The organism is Streptomyces sp. NPDC043908 (assembly GCF_056435525.1).
The window spans coordinates 127,208-143,745 of record NZ_JBWKEI010000003.1 but is presented as its reverse complement, the minus strand read 5'-3'; the positions used below and the strand labels follow the sequence as shown (position 1 = coordinate 143,745).

At 74.1% G+C, this 16,538-nt stretch carries 17 protein-coding genes and 1 pseudogene; 12 read left to right on the top strand and 6 right to left on the bottom strand.

Annotated features, from left to right (window positions below):
- Window positions 1-124 precede the first annotated feature (124 nt).
- From AC069K_RS08640 to AC069K_RS08605, 8 genes are all read left to right on the top strand, one after another.
- Window positions 125-1,006: a GNAT family N-acetyltransferase gene (locus tag AC069K_RS08640; RefSeq protein ID WP_478613603.1), complete on the top strand. Its 882-nt coding sequence runs from the start codon at window positions 125-127 to the stop codon at window positions 1,004-1,006.
- Window positions 1,007-1,099: 93 nt separating this feature from the next.
- Window positions 1,100-1,795 (top strand): response regulator transcription factor, encoded by a 696-nt coding sequence (locus tag AC069K_RS08635; RefSeq protein WP_478613600.1) that lies wholly within the window; start codon window positions 1,100-1,102, stop codon window positions 1,793-1,795.
- On the top strand, window positions 1,792-3,249 hold the full coding sequence (locus AC069K_RS08630; RefSeq protein WP_478613597.1) for a sensor histidine kinase: 1,458 nt from the start codon (window positions 1,792-1,794) through the stop codon (window positions 3,247-3,249). Before AC069K_RS08635 ends, AC069K_RS08630 begins: the two co-directional genes overlap by 4 nt.
- Window positions 3,250-3,294: 45 nt before the next feature.
- Window positions 3,295-3,717 carry a hypothetical protein gene (locus AC069K_RS08625; protein ID WP_478613594.1) on the top strand — a complete coding sequence of 141 codons (423 nt, stop codon included), beginning with the start codon at window positions 3,295-3,297 and terminating at the stop codon, window positions 3,715-3,717.
- Window positions 3,717-3,911 carry a hypothetical protein gene (locus tag AC069K_RS08620; protein ID WP_478613591.1) on the top strand — a complete coding sequence of 65 codons (195 nt, stop codon included), beginning with the start codon at window positions 3,717-3,719 and terminating at the stop codon, window positions 3,909-3,911. Before AC069K_RS08625 ends, AC069K_RS08620 begins: the two co-directional genes overlap by 1 nt.
- 169 nt (window positions 3,912-4,080) lie before the next feature.
- Window positions 4,081-4,938, top strand: a complete 858-nt coding sequence (locus tag AC069K_RS08615; RefSeq protein WP_365106177.1) for an alpha/beta fold hydrolase — start codon at window positions 4,081-4,083, stop codon at window positions 4,936-4,938.
- Between the two features lie 382 nt (window positions 4,939-5,320).
- Complete coding sequence (locus AC069K_RS08610) at window positions 5,321-5,587, top strand: hypothetical protein (RefSeq protein WP_365106180.1); 267 nt, start codon at window positions 5,321-5,323, stop codon at window positions 5,585-5,587.
- A 102-nt stretch (window positions 5,588-5,689) separates the two neighbouring features.
- Complete coding sequence (locus AC069K_RS08605) at window positions 5,690-6,292, top strand: GNAT family N-acetyltransferase (RefSeq protein ID WP_478613586.1); 603 nt, start codon at window positions 5,690-5,692, stop codon at window positions 6,290-6,292.
- On the opposite strand, the gene AC069K_RS08600 is transcribed toward AC069K_RS08605, so the two are convergent.
- Window positions 6,202-6,552 carry an HGxxPAAW family protein gene (locus AC069K_RS08600; RefSeq protein ID WP_478613583.1) on the bottom strand — a complete coding sequence of 117 codons (351 nt, stop codon included), beginning with the start codon at window positions 6,550-6,552 and terminating at the stop codon, window positions 6,202-6,204. The genes AC069K_RS08605 and AC069K_RS08600 overlap by 91 nt on opposite strands.
- Before the next feature lie 141 nt (window positions 6,553-6,693).
- Between AC069K_RS08600 and AC069K_RS08595 the strand changes: the two genes are divergently transcribed.
- Entirely contained in the window at window positions 6,694-7,191 is a 498-nt protein-coding gene (locus AC069K_RS08595; RefSeq protein ID WP_478613581.1) for a MarR family winged helix-turn-helix transcriptional regulator, read from the top strand.
- 151 nt (window positions 7,192-7,342) lie between these two features.
- A pseudogene (locus AC069K_RS08590) lies at window positions 7,343-8,539 on the top strand (alcohol dehydrogenase catalytic domain-containing protein).
- Window positions 8,540-8,587: 48 nt separating this feature from the next.
- On the opposite strand, the gene AC069K_RS08585 reads toward AC069K_RS08590, so the two are convergent.
- The 5 genes from AC069K_RS08585 to AC069K_RS08565 form a co-directional block, all read right to left on the bottom strand.
- Window positions 8,588-9,034: a hypothetical protein gene (locus AC069K_RS08585; protein WP_478613578.1), complete on the bottom strand. Its 447-nt coding sequence runs from the start codon at window positions 9,032-9,034 to the stop codon at window positions 8,588-8,590.
- Window positions 9,035-9,065: 31 nt separating this feature from the next.
- Window positions 9,066-12,161: a hypothetical protein gene (locus tag AC069K_RS08580; protein ID WP_478613575.1), complete on the bottom strand. Its 3,096-nt coding sequence runs from the start codon at window positions 12,159-12,161 to the stop codon at window positions 9,066-9,068.
- A 90-nt stretch (window positions 12,162-12,251) separates the two neighbouring features.
- Window positions 12,252-12,563 carry a hypothetical protein gene (locus AC069K_RS08575; protein ID WP_478613572.1) on the bottom strand — a complete coding sequence of 104 codons (312 nt, stop codon included), beginning with the start codon at window positions 12,561-12,563 and terminating at the stop codon, window positions 12,252-12,254.
- A complete protein-coding gene (locus AC069K_RS08570; RefSeq protein WP_478613569.1) occupies window positions 12,556-13,440 on the bottom strand; it encodes a hypothetical protein in 885 nt (294 codons plus the stop codon). Before AC069K_RS08570 ends, AC069K_RS08575 begins: the two co-directional genes overlap by 8 nt.
- Before the next feature lie 24 nt (window positions 13,441-13,464).
- The gene (locus AC069K_RS08565; RefSeq protein WP_478613566.1) at window positions 13,465-15,096 is read right to left on the bottom strand and encodes an amidohydrolase family protein; all 1,632 of its coding nucleotides are present in this window, start codon (window positions 15,094-15,096) and stop codon (window positions 13,465-13,467) included.
- A gap of 144 nt (window positions 15,097-15,240) precedes the next feature.
- On the opposite strand from AC069K_RS08565, the gene AC069K_RS08560 reads away from it, so the two are divergent.
- Both AC069K_RS08560 and AC069K_RS08555 read left to right on the top strand, forming a co-directional pair.
- Entirely contained in the window at window positions 15,241-16,056 is an 816-nt protein-coding gene (locus tag AC069K_RS08560) for a uracil-DNA glycosylase family protein (RefSeq protein ID WP_365106205.1), read from the top strand.
- An 82-nt stretch (window positions 16,057-16,138) separates the two neighbouring features.
- Window positions 16,139-16,486, top strand: coding sequence for a VOC family protein (locus tag AC069K_RS08555; RefSeq protein ID WP_365106207.1), 348 nt, complete (start codon window positions 16,139-16,141; stop codon window positions 16,484-16,486).
- Window positions 16,487-16,538 lie beyond the last annotated feature (52 nt).

Below are 16,538 nucleotides of genomic sequence, written 5' to 3'. Positions count from 1 at the left end.
GGTACACGGCCCGGGGTGCACGCCCTGTCCCGTCCCCGGCCCGAAGCTCCCTGCCCTCGCCCGCGAGTCGGTCCACGCGGTCCCGCCCATCCCCTCCCCCGCCCCTCTCGCCCTGGAGCCACCCTTGTCACCGCGCATCACCGCCCTGACCGACCCCGCCGAGAGCAGCGCCGGCCGCCGGCTCGCGTGGCTCGCCTCCCATGCCGAGGGCGCTCCCGTCGGCTCCGCGTTCCTGCGGCTGTTCACGCGGCCCGGGCAGGACCACCTCGCGGAGCTGGACATCCAGGTGCATCCCGTCGAGCGGCGCGCGGGCGTGGGGTCGCGGCTGCTCGAAGCGGCCGTCGAGGCCGGGCGGCGGGAGGGCCGGCGCAGCGTGATCGCGCAGGCGGAGGCGGGCTCCCCCGGCGACGCGTTCCTGCCCGCCCGCGGCTTCCACAAGGTGCTGACCCTGACCTGCACACGCCTGTCGCTGGCCGAGGCGGACCTCGCCGCCCTCGCCCGGGCGGTCGGGACGCCGCACCCCGGCTACCGGCTGACGTCCTGGGAGGGGACGGTGCCCGACGAGCTCGCCGACACCTTCGTCGCCTCGCGGCGGGCCATGGACGACATGCCGATGGGCGCCACCGACTTCGGCACCGTCGTCTGGGACCTCGACCGGGTCAGGGCGGCGGCCGCGGCCGTCGCCGGGCGCGGCGAACTCCTCCACACCGTCGCGGCCGTCGACGCCTCGGACGGCTCGGTCGTCGGCTTCACCGAGCTCGTGGTCCCGGGCGACGGCACCGGCGACGCCCAGCACTACGGCACCGCCGTACTGCCCGGACACCGCGGCCACGGCCTCGCCCACTGGATGAAGGCCGCCTCCATCCACCAGGCCCGCACACGCCACCCCCGGCTCGCGGGACTGCTCACCGACACCGCGGACAACAACCCCCACATGCGGCGCGTCAACGACGAACTCGGTTACGTCCCCACGCACAGCGCCCACGAGTACCAGCTCGACCTGTAGGCCGCGCCGACCGCCCGGGCGCCCACAGGCAGGAGTCGTACCCTGGCCCCCCGCCGCGGCGCGAGGGCGGTGGCGTGGAGTGAGGTGAGGCGGATGAGCGGTCCGGACCGGCCCGGGGACGTCCTGGTGGTCGACGACGACCACGCCGTACGCCGCTCGCTGGAGCGGGGCCTGCGGCTCAGCGGCTTCCGGGTGCGCACCGCCGACGGCGGACGCGCGGCGCTCGCCGCCGTCGCCCAGGTGCCGCCCGACGTGCTGGTGCTCGATGTGTCCATGCCGGGCATGAACGGCATCGAGGTGTGCACGGCCCTGCGCGGCGCCGGGCACGACCTGCCCGTCCTGATGCTGTCGGCGCTCGACGAGACCGCCGACCGCATCGCCGGGCTCCAGGCGGGCGGTGACGACTACCTGGTCAAGCCGTTCGCGCTCCAGGAGCTGGTGCTGCGGCTGCACGCGCTGCTGCGCCGTCGCCCGCCCGTGGACCACGACGTGGTGCGCGCCTGCGGTCTCGTCATCGACCCCGCCGCCCGCACCGCGTACCACGACGGCCGCCTCCTCGACCTCACCCGCCGCGAGTACGAACTGCTCGAAGTCCTCGCCCGCAACACCGGCCTGGTCCTCACCCGCGACCAACTGCTGGAGCGGGTCTGGGGATACGACGTCGACGTCCGCACCGACGCGGTGGACACCTTCGTCAGCTATCTGCGCCGCAAACTGGAGGCCGACGGCGCCCCGCGCCTCGTCCACACCGTGCGCGGAGTGGGTTTCGTCCTGCGGGAGCGGCCGTGAGACTGTCCACCCGGATCGCCCTGGCGGTGGGCGCTGTCGTGCCGGTCCTGGTCCTGGCCTGCGGCTGGCTGTTGCTGACCCTCGTCGCCCGCGATCTGCACCGCGCGGAGGACAGCCATCTGCGGACCCGGGCCACCGCGCTGTCCCACGACGCCCGCACCCTGCTGCGGGCCGCCGCCAAGGACCGGCCCACCGCCGAGGAGAACCGCCGCCGCCGGCTCCTCACCTCCGCGCTCGACGTGGGCGTACGGCTGGTCGGCCCCGACGGTGTGTTCAGCGGCGGCCCGCAGCCCGACGCGTCCGTCCCGCTGCCGCACACCGTGGAGGGGCCGGTGACCGTGCGCGGCTCGGGGCGCGGCTGGCGGGCGTACGCCCTGCCGGTGACGGGGCAGCAGCTGTCCGGCACCCTGTGGGTGTTCGCGCCCGACACCGCCAACCGGGCCCAGCTCGGCGTCGTCCGCAGACGGACGGTGACCACCGCCCTGCTCGCCGCGCCGCTCTCCGGGCTCCTCGCGGGGGCCGTCGCCGGCGGTGCGACCCGCCCGCTGCGCCGGCTGCGCAGGAGCGCGGCGGGCCTCGATCCCCGGACGAGTGCGGCCCGGCTGGAGCACCGGCCGACCCGGGTCACGGAGGTCGACGATCTGGCCGCCACCCTCCAGACCGTCCTCGCCCGCTACGACGAACAGGCCGCGCGCACCGCGCAGGCGCTGGACACCGCCCGCTCCTTCTCCTCGGCCGCCTCGCACGAACTGCGCAACCCACTGATGAGCATGGGCACCAACCTCGACGTCCTGACCCTTCCCGGGCTCGCCGACGCGGAGCGCGCCACGGTCGTCGAGGACCTGCGGGCCGATCACGCGCGGCTGCTCGCCCTGCTGGTCGCGTTGCGACAGCTGGGACGGGGCGATCTGGTGGAGCCGGACGCGTTCCGGGTGCTGGACCTGGCGGAACCGGCGGACGCGGCGGTGGCCGAGGCGCGGAGGCGGGCACCGGACGCCCGCATCACCCTGGACGCGGAGCCCGCGCCGGCGCACTGCTGGGAGCCCGGCATCCGGATCCTGCTCGACAACCTCCTCGGCAACGCGCTCGCCCACGGCAGGGACGCGCGGGGCCGGGCCGACATCGCGGTGACGGTCCGCCGCGAGGCCGGGCAGGTGGTGCTCACCGTGGACGACCGGGGCCCGGGAATCGAGCCCGAGGCCCGCCGGGAGGTGTTCCGCCGCTTCCACCGGGGCCCGGGCAGCACCGGCTCCGGACTCGGCCTCACCCTGGCCGCCCAGCAGGCCGCGCTGCACGGCGGGACCGTCGAACTCGGCGAGGGGCCCGGCCGCAGGGGGACGCGCTGTACGGTACGGCTGCCCGCGCCCGCGCAGGGCGGGGCGCTTCCCCTCCAGCGGGACTGGCTCAGCGTCACGGCCGCCCGGTCACAGAGTTTCCACAAAGAGCCCTCCTAGCCTCCGGTCGTCCGAACCGATCCCGTGGACCAGGAGGCAGCATCCATGAACACACCCTTCCCGTCCCGCCGCCGGATGGCCGCCGCCGCGCTCGCCGCGACCGCCGCCCTCACCGTCACCGCCCCCGGCGCCTTCGCGGACTCCACCCCCTCCAAGGCGCCGCGCACCACGGCCGAGGCACCCACGACCGACGGCGCCAAGGGCATCTGCGAGCGCGCGCCCAAGGTCGCGGCGCGCCTCGACCGCGCGCTGGGCCGGCTGGGCGGCGGGGTGACCACCGTGGGCTCGGTGGCCCGGCTGCAACAGAGGGTGGACCACGCCAAGAAGGAGGGACACACCGCGATCGAGAGGTACCTCAACGACAAACTCACGCACCGCAAGAGCTTGGTGACGACCCTTCAGCAGCGCCGGAAGGACCTCAAGGACGTGACCGCCTGGTGCGGGGCCGACAGCAACGGGAAGAAGTGATGCGCGCCCGTACCTTCCCGCACGCCGTGGCGGCCGCGGCCCTGGCCGTCGCGCTCGCCGCGGGCTGCTCCCCCTCCTCCGACTCCCCTTCCTCCGAGTCCCCCTCGGGCAAGGAACGGCAGATGGAGCAGAAGGTCGGCGCGGCCGAGTCGGCGGCGGCCGCGGCCGAGGCGGACGCCCGGGGCGACAAGTAGCGGTGTGCGCGAACCGCCCTGCCGGCGGCGGGTCGCCACGCGGCACGCCCGGCGCGGCCGCGCGCGGTGTGAGAAGCCCGCCGATCGCCCGCACCCGCGTCACGGCGGCCCGCCGCCCGCGCGGTATTGCGTTTGCCCGGCGCCCACCGGCCCTGAGAAGGTCACGGCCATGCCTTCTTTCTCCGCGTACGACGGAACCGAACTCGCCTATCACGTCCGCGGGGACGGAGCCCCGCTGATCTGCCTGCCCGGCGGCCCGATGCAGGCCTCCGCCTACCTCGGGGACCTGGGCGGCCTCTCCGCTCACCGGCGGCTGATCGCCCTGGACCTCCGGGGCACCGGCGCGTCGCGGACTCCCCGGGACACCGCGTCCTACCGCTGCGACCGGCTGGTCGACGACGTCGAGGCACTGCGCGAACACCTGGGGCTGGACCGCGTGGACGTGCTCGCGCATTCGGCCGGGGCGAATCTGGCCCTGCGGTACGCGGAGCGGCATCCGCAGCGTCTCGGAAAGCTCGTCCTCATCACGCCGAGCGTCATCGCGGCGGGCATCACGGTCACGGGCGAGACGCGGCGGGAGACGGCGCTGCTGCGCCGGGAGGAGCCGTGGTTCCCGGAGGCGTTCGCGGCCCTGGAGTCGATCTTCGCGGGGAAGGCGACGGACGGCGCCTGGCAGGCCGTCGCGCCCTTCTGGTACGGACGCTGGGACGCGACGGCCCGGGCGCACCGGGCCGCGGAGGACGGGCAGAAGAACGGGGAGGCGGCGGCGGTCTTCGGCGGCGAGGGCGCGTTCGATCCGGGGGCCACACGGGCGGCGCTCGCCGCACTCGACGCGCCCGTCCTGGTGCTGGCCGGGGAGGTCGACCTCAACTCGCCGCCCAGCGCGATGACCGAGCTGGCCGGGCTCTTCGCCCACGCCGAGCCTGCCGTCCAGCCGGGAGCGGGGCATTTCCCGTGGCTCGACGACGCCGAGCGGTTCGTCGCGGCTGTGGACACGTTCCTGGGCGGGGGCCGCGAGGTGGGTTGACCCCGCCGGGCCGCCACCGGACCGGACGGGCTTGCCGAGGGCTGGGGCCGATGCCGCCCGGCGGGCCGTCGGTGCCCGCTCCGCTGCCGGCGGAACGGGCACCGGGTGCCGGGGACGCAGTGGGAGGGGAGCCCTGCGTCCCGGCACGCGCGCGGCCGTACCGACGGACAGGCGCGGCCGCTTCGAGGCCCTGCCGCCAGCATCCCAGGCGCCGCGCGCCCGCCACCAGTGAACCCCCGGCCAGAATCGCCGCACCGAAGGCGCACAAAGGGGCGGAGAACGCTCTCGTGTCCGCCCCCCGGGCCGTGCTCGGTGGCAACGATTTGATCGCGAAACCGGACGCAGGCATTCCCCACGGCCGTGCTCCGCCGTTGGACCGGGCATGGACAGGGACGCTGCACACGGCCCGGAGACCGCGCACCGGGCCGAACTGACCGGGGCCTACTGGCTGTCCACACCAGCCCGCCCCGGATTCGACTGCGAGTGGTGCACCCGGCTGCGGGAGGCCGACCACGGGGCCTTCCAGCGCTCCGGCACCTCCGGGACGGGGTGGGAGGGCGACCGGATGAGCCCCGCCCGGGCGGCCATGATGAGTCTGGCCCTGCTGACCATCGTCCTCGCGATGGCGATGACGGCGGCGCATCTGTAACGGGGCCCGGGTCGGCGGCGGGACGGGCCGGCGGGCGTCCGTGGACGGTCGTCGCGAAATGCGGTTGCCGGTGCGCGCGGTGCGCGGTTAGCGTCGCCGCTCGTGACCCCGACACCCGCCACGTCCCCGACCCTGCGCACCGAGCGGCTGGTCCTCGACCGGTACACGCCCGAGGACGAGGAGGACTTCGTCGCGCTGTTCCAGGACACGCGGGTGTCCCGGTGGATGGGGGACGGGCCCGCTTCCGAGGCGGAGGACCGGGCCCTGTTCGGGCGGGTCTTCACCCTGGTCTACCCGCAGGAGCGGTTCGACGTGTGGGCCGTCCGCCGGAACGGGAGGCTGGTGGGGCACGCCGAGATCAAGCGGACCGAGCAGGTGGGGGGCCACGAGATCATCTACGCGCTGGCCCCCGAGGCGTGGGGTCTCGGCCTCGGCCGGGAGCTGGCGCGGGCGATCGTCTCGTACGGCTTCGACACCCTCGGACTGGCCGAGGTGCACGCCACCGTCGCCGCACCGAACACGGCGTCCCTGGCCGTCCTCGACCGCCTCGGCTTCGCGCACGTCCGCGACATCACCGAGGAGGACGGCAGCACGACCCGCGTGCTGACCTGCGCTCAGAAGCCCGCGGACAGCGCCGCCGGGGCGACTTCCGCCGCACCCGCGCCCCGGCGCCCGGCCATGCGGCAGCCCACACAGCCGGAGTGACCCCGGCGGGCCGCGGTGTCGCGCGTGCGCCAGTGCCGCCGCCCCGGCGGGCGCGGCCCGGACGCCTTCCCCCACCCCGCCAGGTGCAGCGTCCAGGTGGCGAGCGCGGCGGCGCCGGCGAGGGCGCCGCCCAGCAGCATCCCGGCCGGGGAGCCCGCGACGAGTCCCAGACCGGTGACGACGCTGGCGAGCACCCCCACCCCGGTCCCGGTCCAGCCGGCGACGGTATGTCCCAGGTCGTGATCGCCGTGCATCCCCATGTCGTCTCCTCGGGTCCCTGAGACGTGAACACCTCAGACCGGTACGGGCAGGTGTACGGGCGCGGTGGGGCAGGACAGCCCCACGGCCCCGCGATAGAATGCCTTAGCAGCTAAGCATCTTAGACGGTAAGGGGTTTTTTGGTGGAAGGCAAGGCGCGTCCGGCGGCGACACCGGAGCAGGCGCTGCACGCGATGGACCGGATGATCGCGCTCGCCCATGTGGGACAGCAGGACATCGCGGCACGGCTCGGCCTCAACGTCACCGACCTCACCTGCCTCGGCTTCCTCATCGAGGCCTCCATGGCCGGGCAGTCCCTCGCCGCGGGCGACCTCGCCGAACGGGCGCGCCTGACGACCGGCGCGATCACCGGCGTGCTCAACCGCCTGGAGAAGGCCGGGTACGCCCACCGCGAGCCCGATCCGGAGGACCGCCGCCGTGTGCGGGTGGTCATGGACGAGTCCGCGCAGGCGCGCGTCCTCGCCGTCTACGGTCCGTTCTACGAGCGCCTCGGCGCGCTCTTCGCGGATTACGGTCCGGCGGAGGTCGCCGTACTGGCCGACTGGTTCACGCGCGCGAAGGGGCTCATGCAGGAGTCCCTCGACGCCATCCGCGGCGGCGGTGACGCAGCCGAGGGGTGATCTCGGCGGCCCCGTCGGCGGCGACGGCGTGGACGGCGGGTCGGAGCGCGCTTTTGGCGTGAACCCGTCGACTCTGACGGGTTCCCACGGCGCGGCCCGGGTACCCGGCGGTTCCCGCTGTGCGGGCGCGACGACTGGGAGGGGACCGCCGATGAGGGCTGTGACGTGGCAGGGCGAGCGGCACGTCCGGGTGGAGGACGTGCCGGAACCGGTGATCCAGGAGCGTACGGACGCCATCGTGCGCGTCACCTCGACGGCACTGAGCGACTTCGACCTCCGTCTGTACGAGCGGCACGACACGCTCGCCCCGTTCATGAGGCCGGGCGACATCCTCGGCCACGAAGCCGTCGGGATCGTCGAGGAGACCGGCTCCGACGTCACGGAAGTGAAGCCCGGCGACCGGGTCGTCGTGCCGTTCCACCTCGCCTGCGGACACTGCTGGATGTGCTCGGCGGGCCTGCCCGGACAGTGCCGGGCGACCCGCGACCCGGACCACGACACCGGGGCGGCACTGGTCGGCCACGGCGGGCGGTACGGCTCGGTGCCGGGCGCGCAGGCGGAGTATCTGCGTGTGCCCCAGGCCCCGTTCGGGCTCGTCCCGGTGCCGGACGGGCCGCCGGACGACCGGTTCCTCTACCTCTCCGACCTGCTGCCGAGCGCCTGGCAGGCGGTCCAGTAAGCGGACGTACCGCCCGCCGGCACCGTGGCCGTGCTCGGCCTCGGCCCGCTCGGCGACATGGCCTGCCGGATCGCCCTGCAACGCGGCGCCTCGCACGCCATCGGTGTCGACGTGGTGCCCGAACGGCTGGCGCGAGCGCGCAAGCGGGGCGTGGAGGTGTTCGACCCGGGCGACTACGCAACCCAGGACGACCTGATCGCCGCGATCGGCACCCACACCTTCGGCCGGGGTCCCGACTCGGTGGTCCTCGCCGTCGGCACCGAGGCGGGCGACGGCCTCCTCGCCCGCCTGGCCGAGGCCCAGGGGGCGGCCGGAGCGCGGGGCGAGGAGGCGCGGCGCCCCTCCGGCGACGCCGCCCGGCTGTCCGCCCTCCGTCTCGCCCTCGCCCTGGTCCGCCGGGGCGGCACGGTCTCCCTCGCCGGCGACTACGGCGGGACGGCCGATCCGCTGCCGCTGATGACCCTGGCCGAGAAGCACATCCAGCTCCGGGCGGGCCGGACCAACGTCCACCGCTGGAGCGAGGACATCAGGTCCTTCCTCGCCGACGACGACCCGCTCGGCGTGGACGACTTCGCCACCCACCACCTCCCGCTGGAGCAGGCGCCGTACGCGTACGACCTCCTCCACCGCGGGACCGACGGCGCCGTCAAGATCCTGCTGCGGCCCTGACCGGGCTGTCCGGCGTGCCTGCCCGGGCCGCCACGGCCGGGCGGCGGATCACCAGTGGAACCAGCCAGGGGTGGCGCTGTAGTCCTGCGGTACGTAGTCGCACCCGCCGGCCGCGAACCCCGTCGCCGCCTGACGCGCGGCCAGCGCCTCGCCGTGCGCGTCGACCCCGTCCGCCGCGACCAGGAGTGCGGCCACGACCACCAGCCACACCCCGGGGAGGGCCGGATGCGAGAGGCGCCGGGACTGCATCGTGACGCCGCCCGCCACTGCGGCGACCGCCGCCGTCAGGACCAGGCCCAGCGCCGTGAGAGTCAGCCGGTCGAGGGCCGGTGAGGCGTGGCACAACAGGTACTCGTGGGCCGGAACGAGGCGCGGCACGCGCTCGACGAGAGCCAGGGCGCTCAGCAGCGCGCCCGCGCCCACCACGTGTTCCGCCCTCGGCCTCCGCCACGCGCTGCCGCGCCGCCCGCCCTGCCCGGCCGTGCCCACCCGCATCGTTCCCCCGTCTTCGAGCCAATCTCCCCTCTCAGGACGCTTCCATCCCGTCCAGCAGTTCCTGCACCCGCTCCCCCATACAGCGCCCGAGGCTCTGGTACGCGTCGAACTGCCGGTGGTCGAACCACTGGTCACTGGTGCTGTCGTGCGGGAAGACCGGGTGGGCCGCCGCGTACGAGAGCAGTTCGTACGGCAGGTCCTTCGTCAGCGTGGTGCGGGCCACGATCAGGGTGCCGTGGCGGTCCCGGCGGCCGTCGATGTCCAGGTCCTCGGGATAGGTGATGTCACCGGTGACCACCGACGTACGGGAGAGCCGGGCGTTGAGCTCGGAGAGGATGCCGGGCGGCTGGAGCGGGTCGCTGCCGCCGGGCACCAGGGTGGTCGGCTCGTGCAGGGTGATGGTGATGCCCAGCTCCTCGCGGGCGAGCGCGATCGCCTGCGCGAGGGTGGCGGCGAAGGGCGGGATGTCACCGCTGGCGTCGATGCACACCGCCGTCCGCACGCCCTGCCGCAGCAGTTCGACGAGGCCGAGGTTCTCGTAGTGGCCGCCGTCGGTCACCAGCAGCAGCCGGTCGTCCATCGGATAGCGGCCGACCACCTCGCGCAGCAGATACGGCAGACGCCGGATCAGCGGCGCCGGGGGCGAGGGCCAGGGCGGCGCGTTCCACTGCCGCGCCAGCGCCCCGGGATTGGGCAGCCAGCTGCCCAGCCGGGCGTTGGACAGGGCGAACAGCGTCTGGAAGGCCCGCGCCTGGGACCCCATGGCGGAGGCGAAGGCGGCACCCGAGATCGCGACGGCCGACTGCACGGTCAGATCCCGGGCGATGTGCCGCTTGGAGCGCCGCTCCAGACAGGTGGTGCAGGCGTAGCCGACGTCGGGGCCGCCGACGTAGTCGTGGGAGAGCGTGTAGGAGACCGCCCTGCGGCCGGGCGGGGTGCGTTCGCTGCCGGAGAGGTTGGCCGCCCCGGCGAAGATGACCTGCGGGAAACCCTCCTTGCGCGCCCCGTACACGCTCAGCGCGGTGGTCTCGTTGGCGAAGTCGTACGGCCGGGCCACCTGCGTGCCGTCCGTCCCGGCCAGCACCTCCCGGCGTACGGCGAACGCGGAGGCGAGCCGGCGGCGGTAGAAGGGGTGCAGGCTCATCCACGTCTGGTCCAGGAGCGAGCCGATGAACAGCAGCACGGCGGGGACGCAGATCTGGAGCCACAGCGGCCAGGCCCAGCCGGTCGCCGTCGCCCACCCGAGGATGAGCAGGAAGACGGCGGCGAGGAGCAGCAGCACGAGCCACACCGCCAGATACTGCACGAACCCGTTGGGGACGGCCCGGCTCAGACCGGAGCGGCCGCGCACCACGTCCATCACCTTGGACAGACCCGTGCGTACGGTCTGGCGCCGCCGCCACAACGTGCCCACCAGGGCCGCGACATAGGTGACGAGCACGGTCAGGCCCGCGCCCACCGTGGCGTCGGGCCGGGAGACCTGGTGCCGGGTCTGGAGGTAGACCGCCGCCCAGGCGAGCAGCGGCAGCACGAAGACCACCACGGTCAGTGCCAGCGTCAGCACCACGAACGCCTGGAAGGCCCGGGCGAACCAGCGCGCCAGGTGGTCGGCGCGGTCCCAGACGTACGCGCCCAGCCACAGCAGCCAGAGCCCGGCGGTGGCGACGAGCGTGTACGCGACCGCCCACACCGCCGGGTCGCGGAACGCGGGGCGCGGCGGCGTGGCGGTGCACTCCGCGCAGAAGCGGACACCGGGGTGGGCGAGCGGGGTCAGATCGGTCACCGGTACGGCGTGGTAGGCCCAGCTCAGCGCCAGTCCGATGGCGGCGGTCGCGGCGGCCAGCAGCAGCAGGGACGCGAGCAGGCCGCGCAGCAGCACCCCGAGGGCGACCATCCACTGCGCGGTGCCGTCGGCGACGTACTTGGAGTGCCGCCGCAGATGGTCCTCCTCGGGCGAGCCGGGTGTGAAGGCCTGCTCGGAGGTGAGGCTGCCGTTGAGGGCCAGTTGCATCGCGCCGACGGTGTAGCCGCCGCCGGAGACGGAGACCAGGTACCGGGCCTGCCGCAGCGACCGGCGCAGGGCCTGGAGGGCTCCGAGGGTGACGGTGGCCGAGCGGATACCGCCTCCGGAGACGCAGAAGCCCAGCTCCGCGTGGTCCCGGCCGGGGGCGGTGGTGCTGTGGTAGCGCCAGTGCGCCGAGACGACCCCGGGTTCGGTGCGCGGATGGGCGACGCCGGACGGCCAGAACCGGCCGTCCGCCTCCATGACGGGCCAGGGCGGGACCAGCTCGGGGGTGGAGGGGGCGTGGTCGTGGTGGGACGAGGGGGGCGGCGGGGCGTGCGGCTCGTGGTCCGCGCCCTCGTCCTGGTCCTGATGCTGGCCTTGGTCCTCGCCCAGGACCCCGCCCCGGTCCTCGTCCCGGTCCTGGCCCTGGCCGTCGCCCTGGTCCTGCTCCTGATCCTGGCCCTGGCCCTGGCCCTGGCCCCGGTCCTGGCCCTCGCCCTGCTCCTCGTCCCGGTCCTGGTCTCGGTCCTGCTCCTCGGCGGTGTCGGGGGTCGTGGCCGTCGGCCGTGCCAGCATGCCTCTGCCCGCGCGTGTGACCGTGGTGGTCCACACCACCACGCCGACGACCGTAGCGGCCCCGAGCAGCAGCCATCGGACGGTCTCCAGCGCCGCGGCCGTCGCGAACGGCCAGTCGTGGACGCGGCCGTGCGCCCGCAGCGCGCCGACCAGCAGGCCGTTCTCCACCAGGCCGAACACCGCCCCGGCGAACGTGGCGATCAGCGCCCAGTGGGCGACCTGCCGGCCGCGCAGCCCGGCGTAAGTGTGGTGCCCGATCTGGAAGACGAGCAGCAGCGTCGCGGCGCCGCAGGCGACCCAGACCATATGGGCCACCAGCGCGTCCCGGAAGGCGGCGGCGTGCCCCTCGTACACCTCCTTGGCGGCGGTGGCCGAGCCGGCGAGCTGGAGCCGGGGGAGGTCGACGTCCGGGGCGCGCCACAGGAAGTAGGCGAGGCCGAGCGCCGCCGGGACGAGCGCCGCCCAGGCCCGCAGGAAGCCCTGGCGGGCGGTGACGGGCCGGGCGGGCCGGACGGTGGTCGGGAGCGGCGGCGAGGAGTGAGGCATCGGCTCACCTCATGAGGTCGGTGGTCATGCGTACCGTCCTGGTGGTCCACCGTCCCCCTTTCGGTGCGCCACCGGGGCCGTACGCGCGGGTCAGTCCGGAGGTTCCTCCGGTTCCACGTCGTCGGCGGGTGCCTTGTCGTCGCCCGGGGCGGGCTTCCCGGCGCGGCGGTCGTCCACCTCGCGCATCCGGCGGTGCAGGGCCTCGCGCAGGCTCTCCTCGCCGGGCGTGGACGGCGTCGGCCCGGTCTCGGGCTCGGAAGCCTCGGGCTCGCGGGTCTCGGGCTCGGGCGTCTTGGGCTCGGAGGTCTCGGGCTCGGAGGCCTCGGGCTCGGGGGTCCGGGCGGCGTCGCCCTCGGGCTCTTCCCGCGGGCCGGAGGCGCCGGAGCGCGGTGTGCTACCCATGGTCGTGCTTGCCGCCGCCCTGCCAGGTCCCCTCGGTGACCCGACCGGCCTTCAGCTCGTCGATCTGGGAGCGCCACAGATCGGCGCGGGAGGCGGTCGTCCTCTTGACGGTGGCGGTCAGGGTCCGGGCGGCGCTGAAGCGGTCGGACTCCGGGCCGCTGGCGGCGATGCGCGCGTTGGTCCTCGTGTGCGCGTCGATGGCGGAGCGCAGGCTTCCGGCGTGCGCGGTGAGCTTGCCCAGGTCGCGGAAGACGGGGCCCTTGGTGTCGAACCAGATCTGCTGCCACCAGTGGTCCGTGACCGGTTCGCGCCAGCTCAGATAGCCGCCTTCGAGGATCTTGCGCGGGCCGTCGAGCTTGCCGGTGAAGCTGTAGCGGACACCGGGCGCGGTGACGGGGTCGTAGAAGTTCGGGGTGAAGAAGTCCGACACGAGGAAGCCGTTGATGGTGTAGCCGTTCTCGGGCGCCTCGGAGGGGTCGGCGACCTCGACGAGGAACTCCACCACGCCCTGGTCCTTCTTCGGTGACTGCCCCGCCACCAGGCGGTTGCCCCAGGGGTCGCCGAGCATCTCCAGCATCTCGTGGCTGGCGGTCAGCGACCAGCTGTCGCTGTACTGGATCAGGGAGAAGGGCTGGCCGTTCTTGTCCATGTGGACACCGGCCGCGCCGGGTTCGCCGATGTCGTCGCGGACGATCATCGGCCAGTAGCCGACCGGCACGTCGTGCAGGCTGTCGAAGGCGTCGACGGACGCCGGGATCTGCCACAGCGGCGCGAAGTCCCGGATGGCCTGCTTCTGGAGGGCGGCGGCCACCCGGGTGAGCTGGGACGAGGTGATCTGGTCGGTCTCGGACACGAGGGCGAGCTGGGTGACCAGCATGGGGGCTCCTTGTCTGGGGAAGGGTCAGGTCAGCAGGCGGGCCAGCGCCTCGGCGTAGTCGGCGGGCAGGTTCCCCTCGTCGGCCAGGGTGGCGAGGAAGACGGGGTCGCCCGACGCGGTCAGGGCGTCCAGCGCGACCGGCTCCAGCTCGGCCGGTGCGGCGGTGAGCGCGCCGATCCCGGGCCCGGTCGGGTGCGTCTCACCACTGGCGCTCAGCAGCGGCAGGCGCGGGCGCAGTTCGGCGCCGGTGGGCTCGATCTCGTCCAGGGCCAGCTGCCAGCGCACCCCGCCGCCGGGGGACGCCGTGATCGGCGGGACGGGGGTGGCGGCGAGCGCGGGGAGGTCGGCCAGCGCGCCGGCCAGCCTCTCGGTGGCCTCACCGAGACTCAGCCCGGCGACGATGGTGTCGGCCGTCCCGTCGTCCAGACGCAGTACGTGTTCGCCCGCCGTCCCGGGGACCGGCTCCAGGTTCTCCCCGGGGGCCAGAGCCCGCATCAGCCGCCCGGATCCGTAGCGGGCGACGCCGTCGACGGCCACCAGCCGGATGTCCTCGTCGCGGGCGTCGACGAGGGAGGTGTAGGGGTCGCCGTGGGTGCCGGCGACGACGACGAGGTCCGCGCGCATCCCCGCGCCCAGCGACCCCAGGGCCGACTCCCAGCGCAGGATGCGGGCCGCGTCCCGGGTGACCATCGCGACCAGCTCCCGGTCGCTGAAGACGGATCCGGCGGCGGTGGACGCCAGCCGGGCCGCCTTGAGTTCGCCGAGGAGCCCCTTGCTGCCGGACACCGACCAGTCCGAGCCGAGACCCATGAGCACACCGGCCTCCTTGGCGGCGGCGATGTCGGCGGTCTTCCCGTACAGCAGGAGGTTGGAGAGCGGCGACCACACCATGGAGCCGCCGTGCGCGGCGAAGACGGTGAAGTCGTCGGCGTTCAGGCCGGTGCAGTGGATGCCCACCAGGTTCTCGGTGATGGCCCACTTGCCGGGCTGGAACTGGAGGGCCTGGAAGTGCGCGCGGGCGGCCGCGTCGGTTCCTTCGGCCAGGTGCAGGAGGAGGCGGTGCGGCTGCTTGAGGCGGGCCAGGAACTTCTCGGCGTCCTTCGCCTCCACGTCCGCGATGCGCGAGGCGGCCTCGGGCAGGTCGGGTGTGTCGGTCTGTTCGACGTTGCGGACGACGCCGCGGTACATCCGGCGGGCCCCGGCGTTGCTGAACAGGGCGATGCCCTGGCTGGTGGTGGTGCCGTTGACGAGGGCCTTCGCCTCGACGTACCGCACGACGGCGGGCATCAGCCGGGGGTCCTGGCCGAGCACCTTCATCGGGCCGGTGACCAGGGTGCGGTAGGCGGGGTTGCCGCTGCCGCCCCACTGCGAGCGGTTGCCGTACCGTTTCGGCACCTGCCACAGCGGCAGCACGTCGTACGGGAGGTGGTTGTGCAGCTCGATCAGCCCCGGGTAGACCGAGCCGCGGGTGTCGAGGGGGGTCACGCCCGCGAAACCGGGCGGGGCGGGGGCGGTGGCCGGGAGCACCGCCTCGATGAGCGTGCCGGACACATAGAGGACTCCGTCGTCGAGCACGGTGTCCGCCGGGTCGAGGGTGACGATACGGCCGCGCAAGGCGAACCGGCCGGTATCCGGGGCGTCTGCTCCAGGTGACATACGGGCGTCCCTTCTCGTCCTCCCGAGGAGGTAAGGATGAACACCGCATATCGGATGAACATCACTTAATAGACACCATGCCGTAATGTCATCCGGCGATCACCTTCTGTCATGACTGATCGCCCGCATGGAGTAGGAGCCCGAATGCAGCCCTTCGACCCCGGCTACGCGCAGGAGCCGTACGCCACGCTCGTACGCGACCACCCCGGCCCCGACGTCTATCCGGTCAACCACTTCCGCGTGGAATGGGGCCCGATCTTCCACCGCGGGCGGCTCGACGGCACGGCCCGCGTGCTGGTCATCGGCCAGGACCCGGCGGCCCACGAGGCCATCACGCGCCGCATCCTCGTCGGCACCGCGGGCCGCCGCTTCCAGGGGTTCCTCGCCAAACTCGGCGTCGACACCAGCTATGTGATGGTCAATACGTTCCTGTACAGCGTGTACGGACAGCAGGGCGGTACCGCGCACGCCAGGGACGAGCACATCGCCGCGTACCGGCACCGCTGGCTGGACGCGATCGTCGAGCACCAGCCCATCGAGGCGGTGATCGCCCTGGGCGGCCTGGCGGACACCGCGTTCCACAGCTGGCGCGAGACCACGTCGGGCGCCGCGTACACCGGTGCCTACCAGCACATCCTCCATCCCACCTACCCCGACAGCGCGGCCGGCTCCGGGACGGACCCCGCGGTGGCGATGGCGAAGCTGCTGACGAACTGGAACAGCGCGCTCGACGCCCTGCACGGCACGGTCACGCCCGACGCCGCGCGCCCGCTCGTCCACTACGGCACCACCCTGACCCCGGCGGACCTCGCCACCATCCCCTCGGGCGACCTCCCGGCGGGGCTCCCGGCGTGGATGCGCTCCGACGAGCCGTGGGCCTCCCGGCAGGGGGCGACCCCGGCGGAGAAGCGGGCCACGATCACCGTCCAGATCCCGGCCGACCAGCGCCCGTTCACCTGAAGCCCGGGCCGTGGGCACCACTTCTGGTACTCCTGGGAGCGACCGAGACCCGTCTGTGCCCCTGTGGAGACCGGAGACCGCCATGGCCGTGCGCCGCGTAGTGCCCAACATCCGGACGGAAGCCCTGCCCCGGAGCCGGGAGTTCTATGGACTGCTGGGGTTCGAGGAGGTGATGAACCACGGCTGGATCATGACGCTCGCCTCTCCGACCGCCGCCACCGCCCAGGTCAGCCTGATGTCCGAGGACAGGACCGCGCCGGTGGTGCCCGACCTGAGCGTCGAGGTGGACGACGTGGACGCGGCCTACGCGGCCGTACGGGCGAGCGGCGCCGAGATCGTGCATCCGCTCCAGGACGAGGAGTGGGGCGTGCGCCGGTTCTTCGTCCGCGACCCCGACGGCCGGGTGGTCAACGTGCTGGCACACCGCTGACACGGCCCCTGCCGGCCCGGGCGTATCGCCCGGGCCGGCGGGAGGGCGGCGG

Coding starts and splice junctions, on each gene's coding strand:
- AC069K_RS08635 (WP_478613600.1), top strand. CDS start 1,100: ATGAGCGGTCCGGACCGGCCCGGGGACGTCCTGGTGGTCGACGACGAC.
- AC069K_RS08625 (WP_478613594.1), top strand. CDS start 3,295: ATGAACACACCCTTCCCGTCCCGCCGCCGGATGGCCGCCGCCGCGCTC.
- AC069K_RS08620 (WP_478613591.1), top strand. CDS start 3,717: ATGCGCGCCCGTACCTTCCCGCACGCCGTGGCGGCCGCGGCCCTGGCC.
- AC069K_RS08615 (WP_365106177.1), top strand. CDS start 4,081: ATGCCTTCTTTCTCCGCGTACGACGGAACCGAACTCGCCTATCACGTC.
- AC069K_RS08610 (WP_365106180.1), top strand. CDS start 5,321: ATGGACAGGGACGCTGCACACGGCCCGGAGACCGCGCACCGGGCCGAA.
- AC069K_RS08600 (WP_478613583.1), bottom strand. CDS start 6,552: ATGGGGATGCACGGCGATCACGACCTGGGACATACCGTCGCCGGCTGG.
- AC069K_RS08585 (WP_478613578.1), bottom strand. CDS start 9,034: ATGCGGGTGGGCACGGCCGGGCAGGGCGGGCGGCGCGGCAGCGCGTGG.
- AC069K_RS08580 (WP_478613575.1), bottom strand. CDS start 12,161: ATGCCTCACTCCTCGCCGCCGCTCCCGACCACCGTCCGGCCCGCCCGG.
- AC069K_RS08575 (WP_478613572.1), bottom strand. CDS start 12,563: ATGGGTAGCACACCGCGCTCCGGCGCCTCCGGCCCGCGGGAAGAGCCC.
- AC069K_RS08570 (WP_478613569.1), bottom strand. CDS start 13,440: ATGCTGGTCACCCAGCTCGCCCTCGTGTCCGAGACCGACCAGATCACC.
- AC069K_RS08565 (WP_478613566.1), bottom strand. CDS start 15,096: ATGTCACCTGGAGCAGACGCCCCGGATACCGGCCGGTTCGCCTTGCGC.
- AC069K_RS08560 (WP_365106205.1), top strand. CDS start 15,241: ATGCAGCCCTTCGACCCCGGCTACGCGCAGGAGCCGTACGCCACGCTC.
- AC069K_RS08555 (WP_365106207.1), top strand. CDS start 16,139: ATGGCCGTGCGCCGCGTAGTGCCCAACATCCGGACGGAAGCCCTGCCC.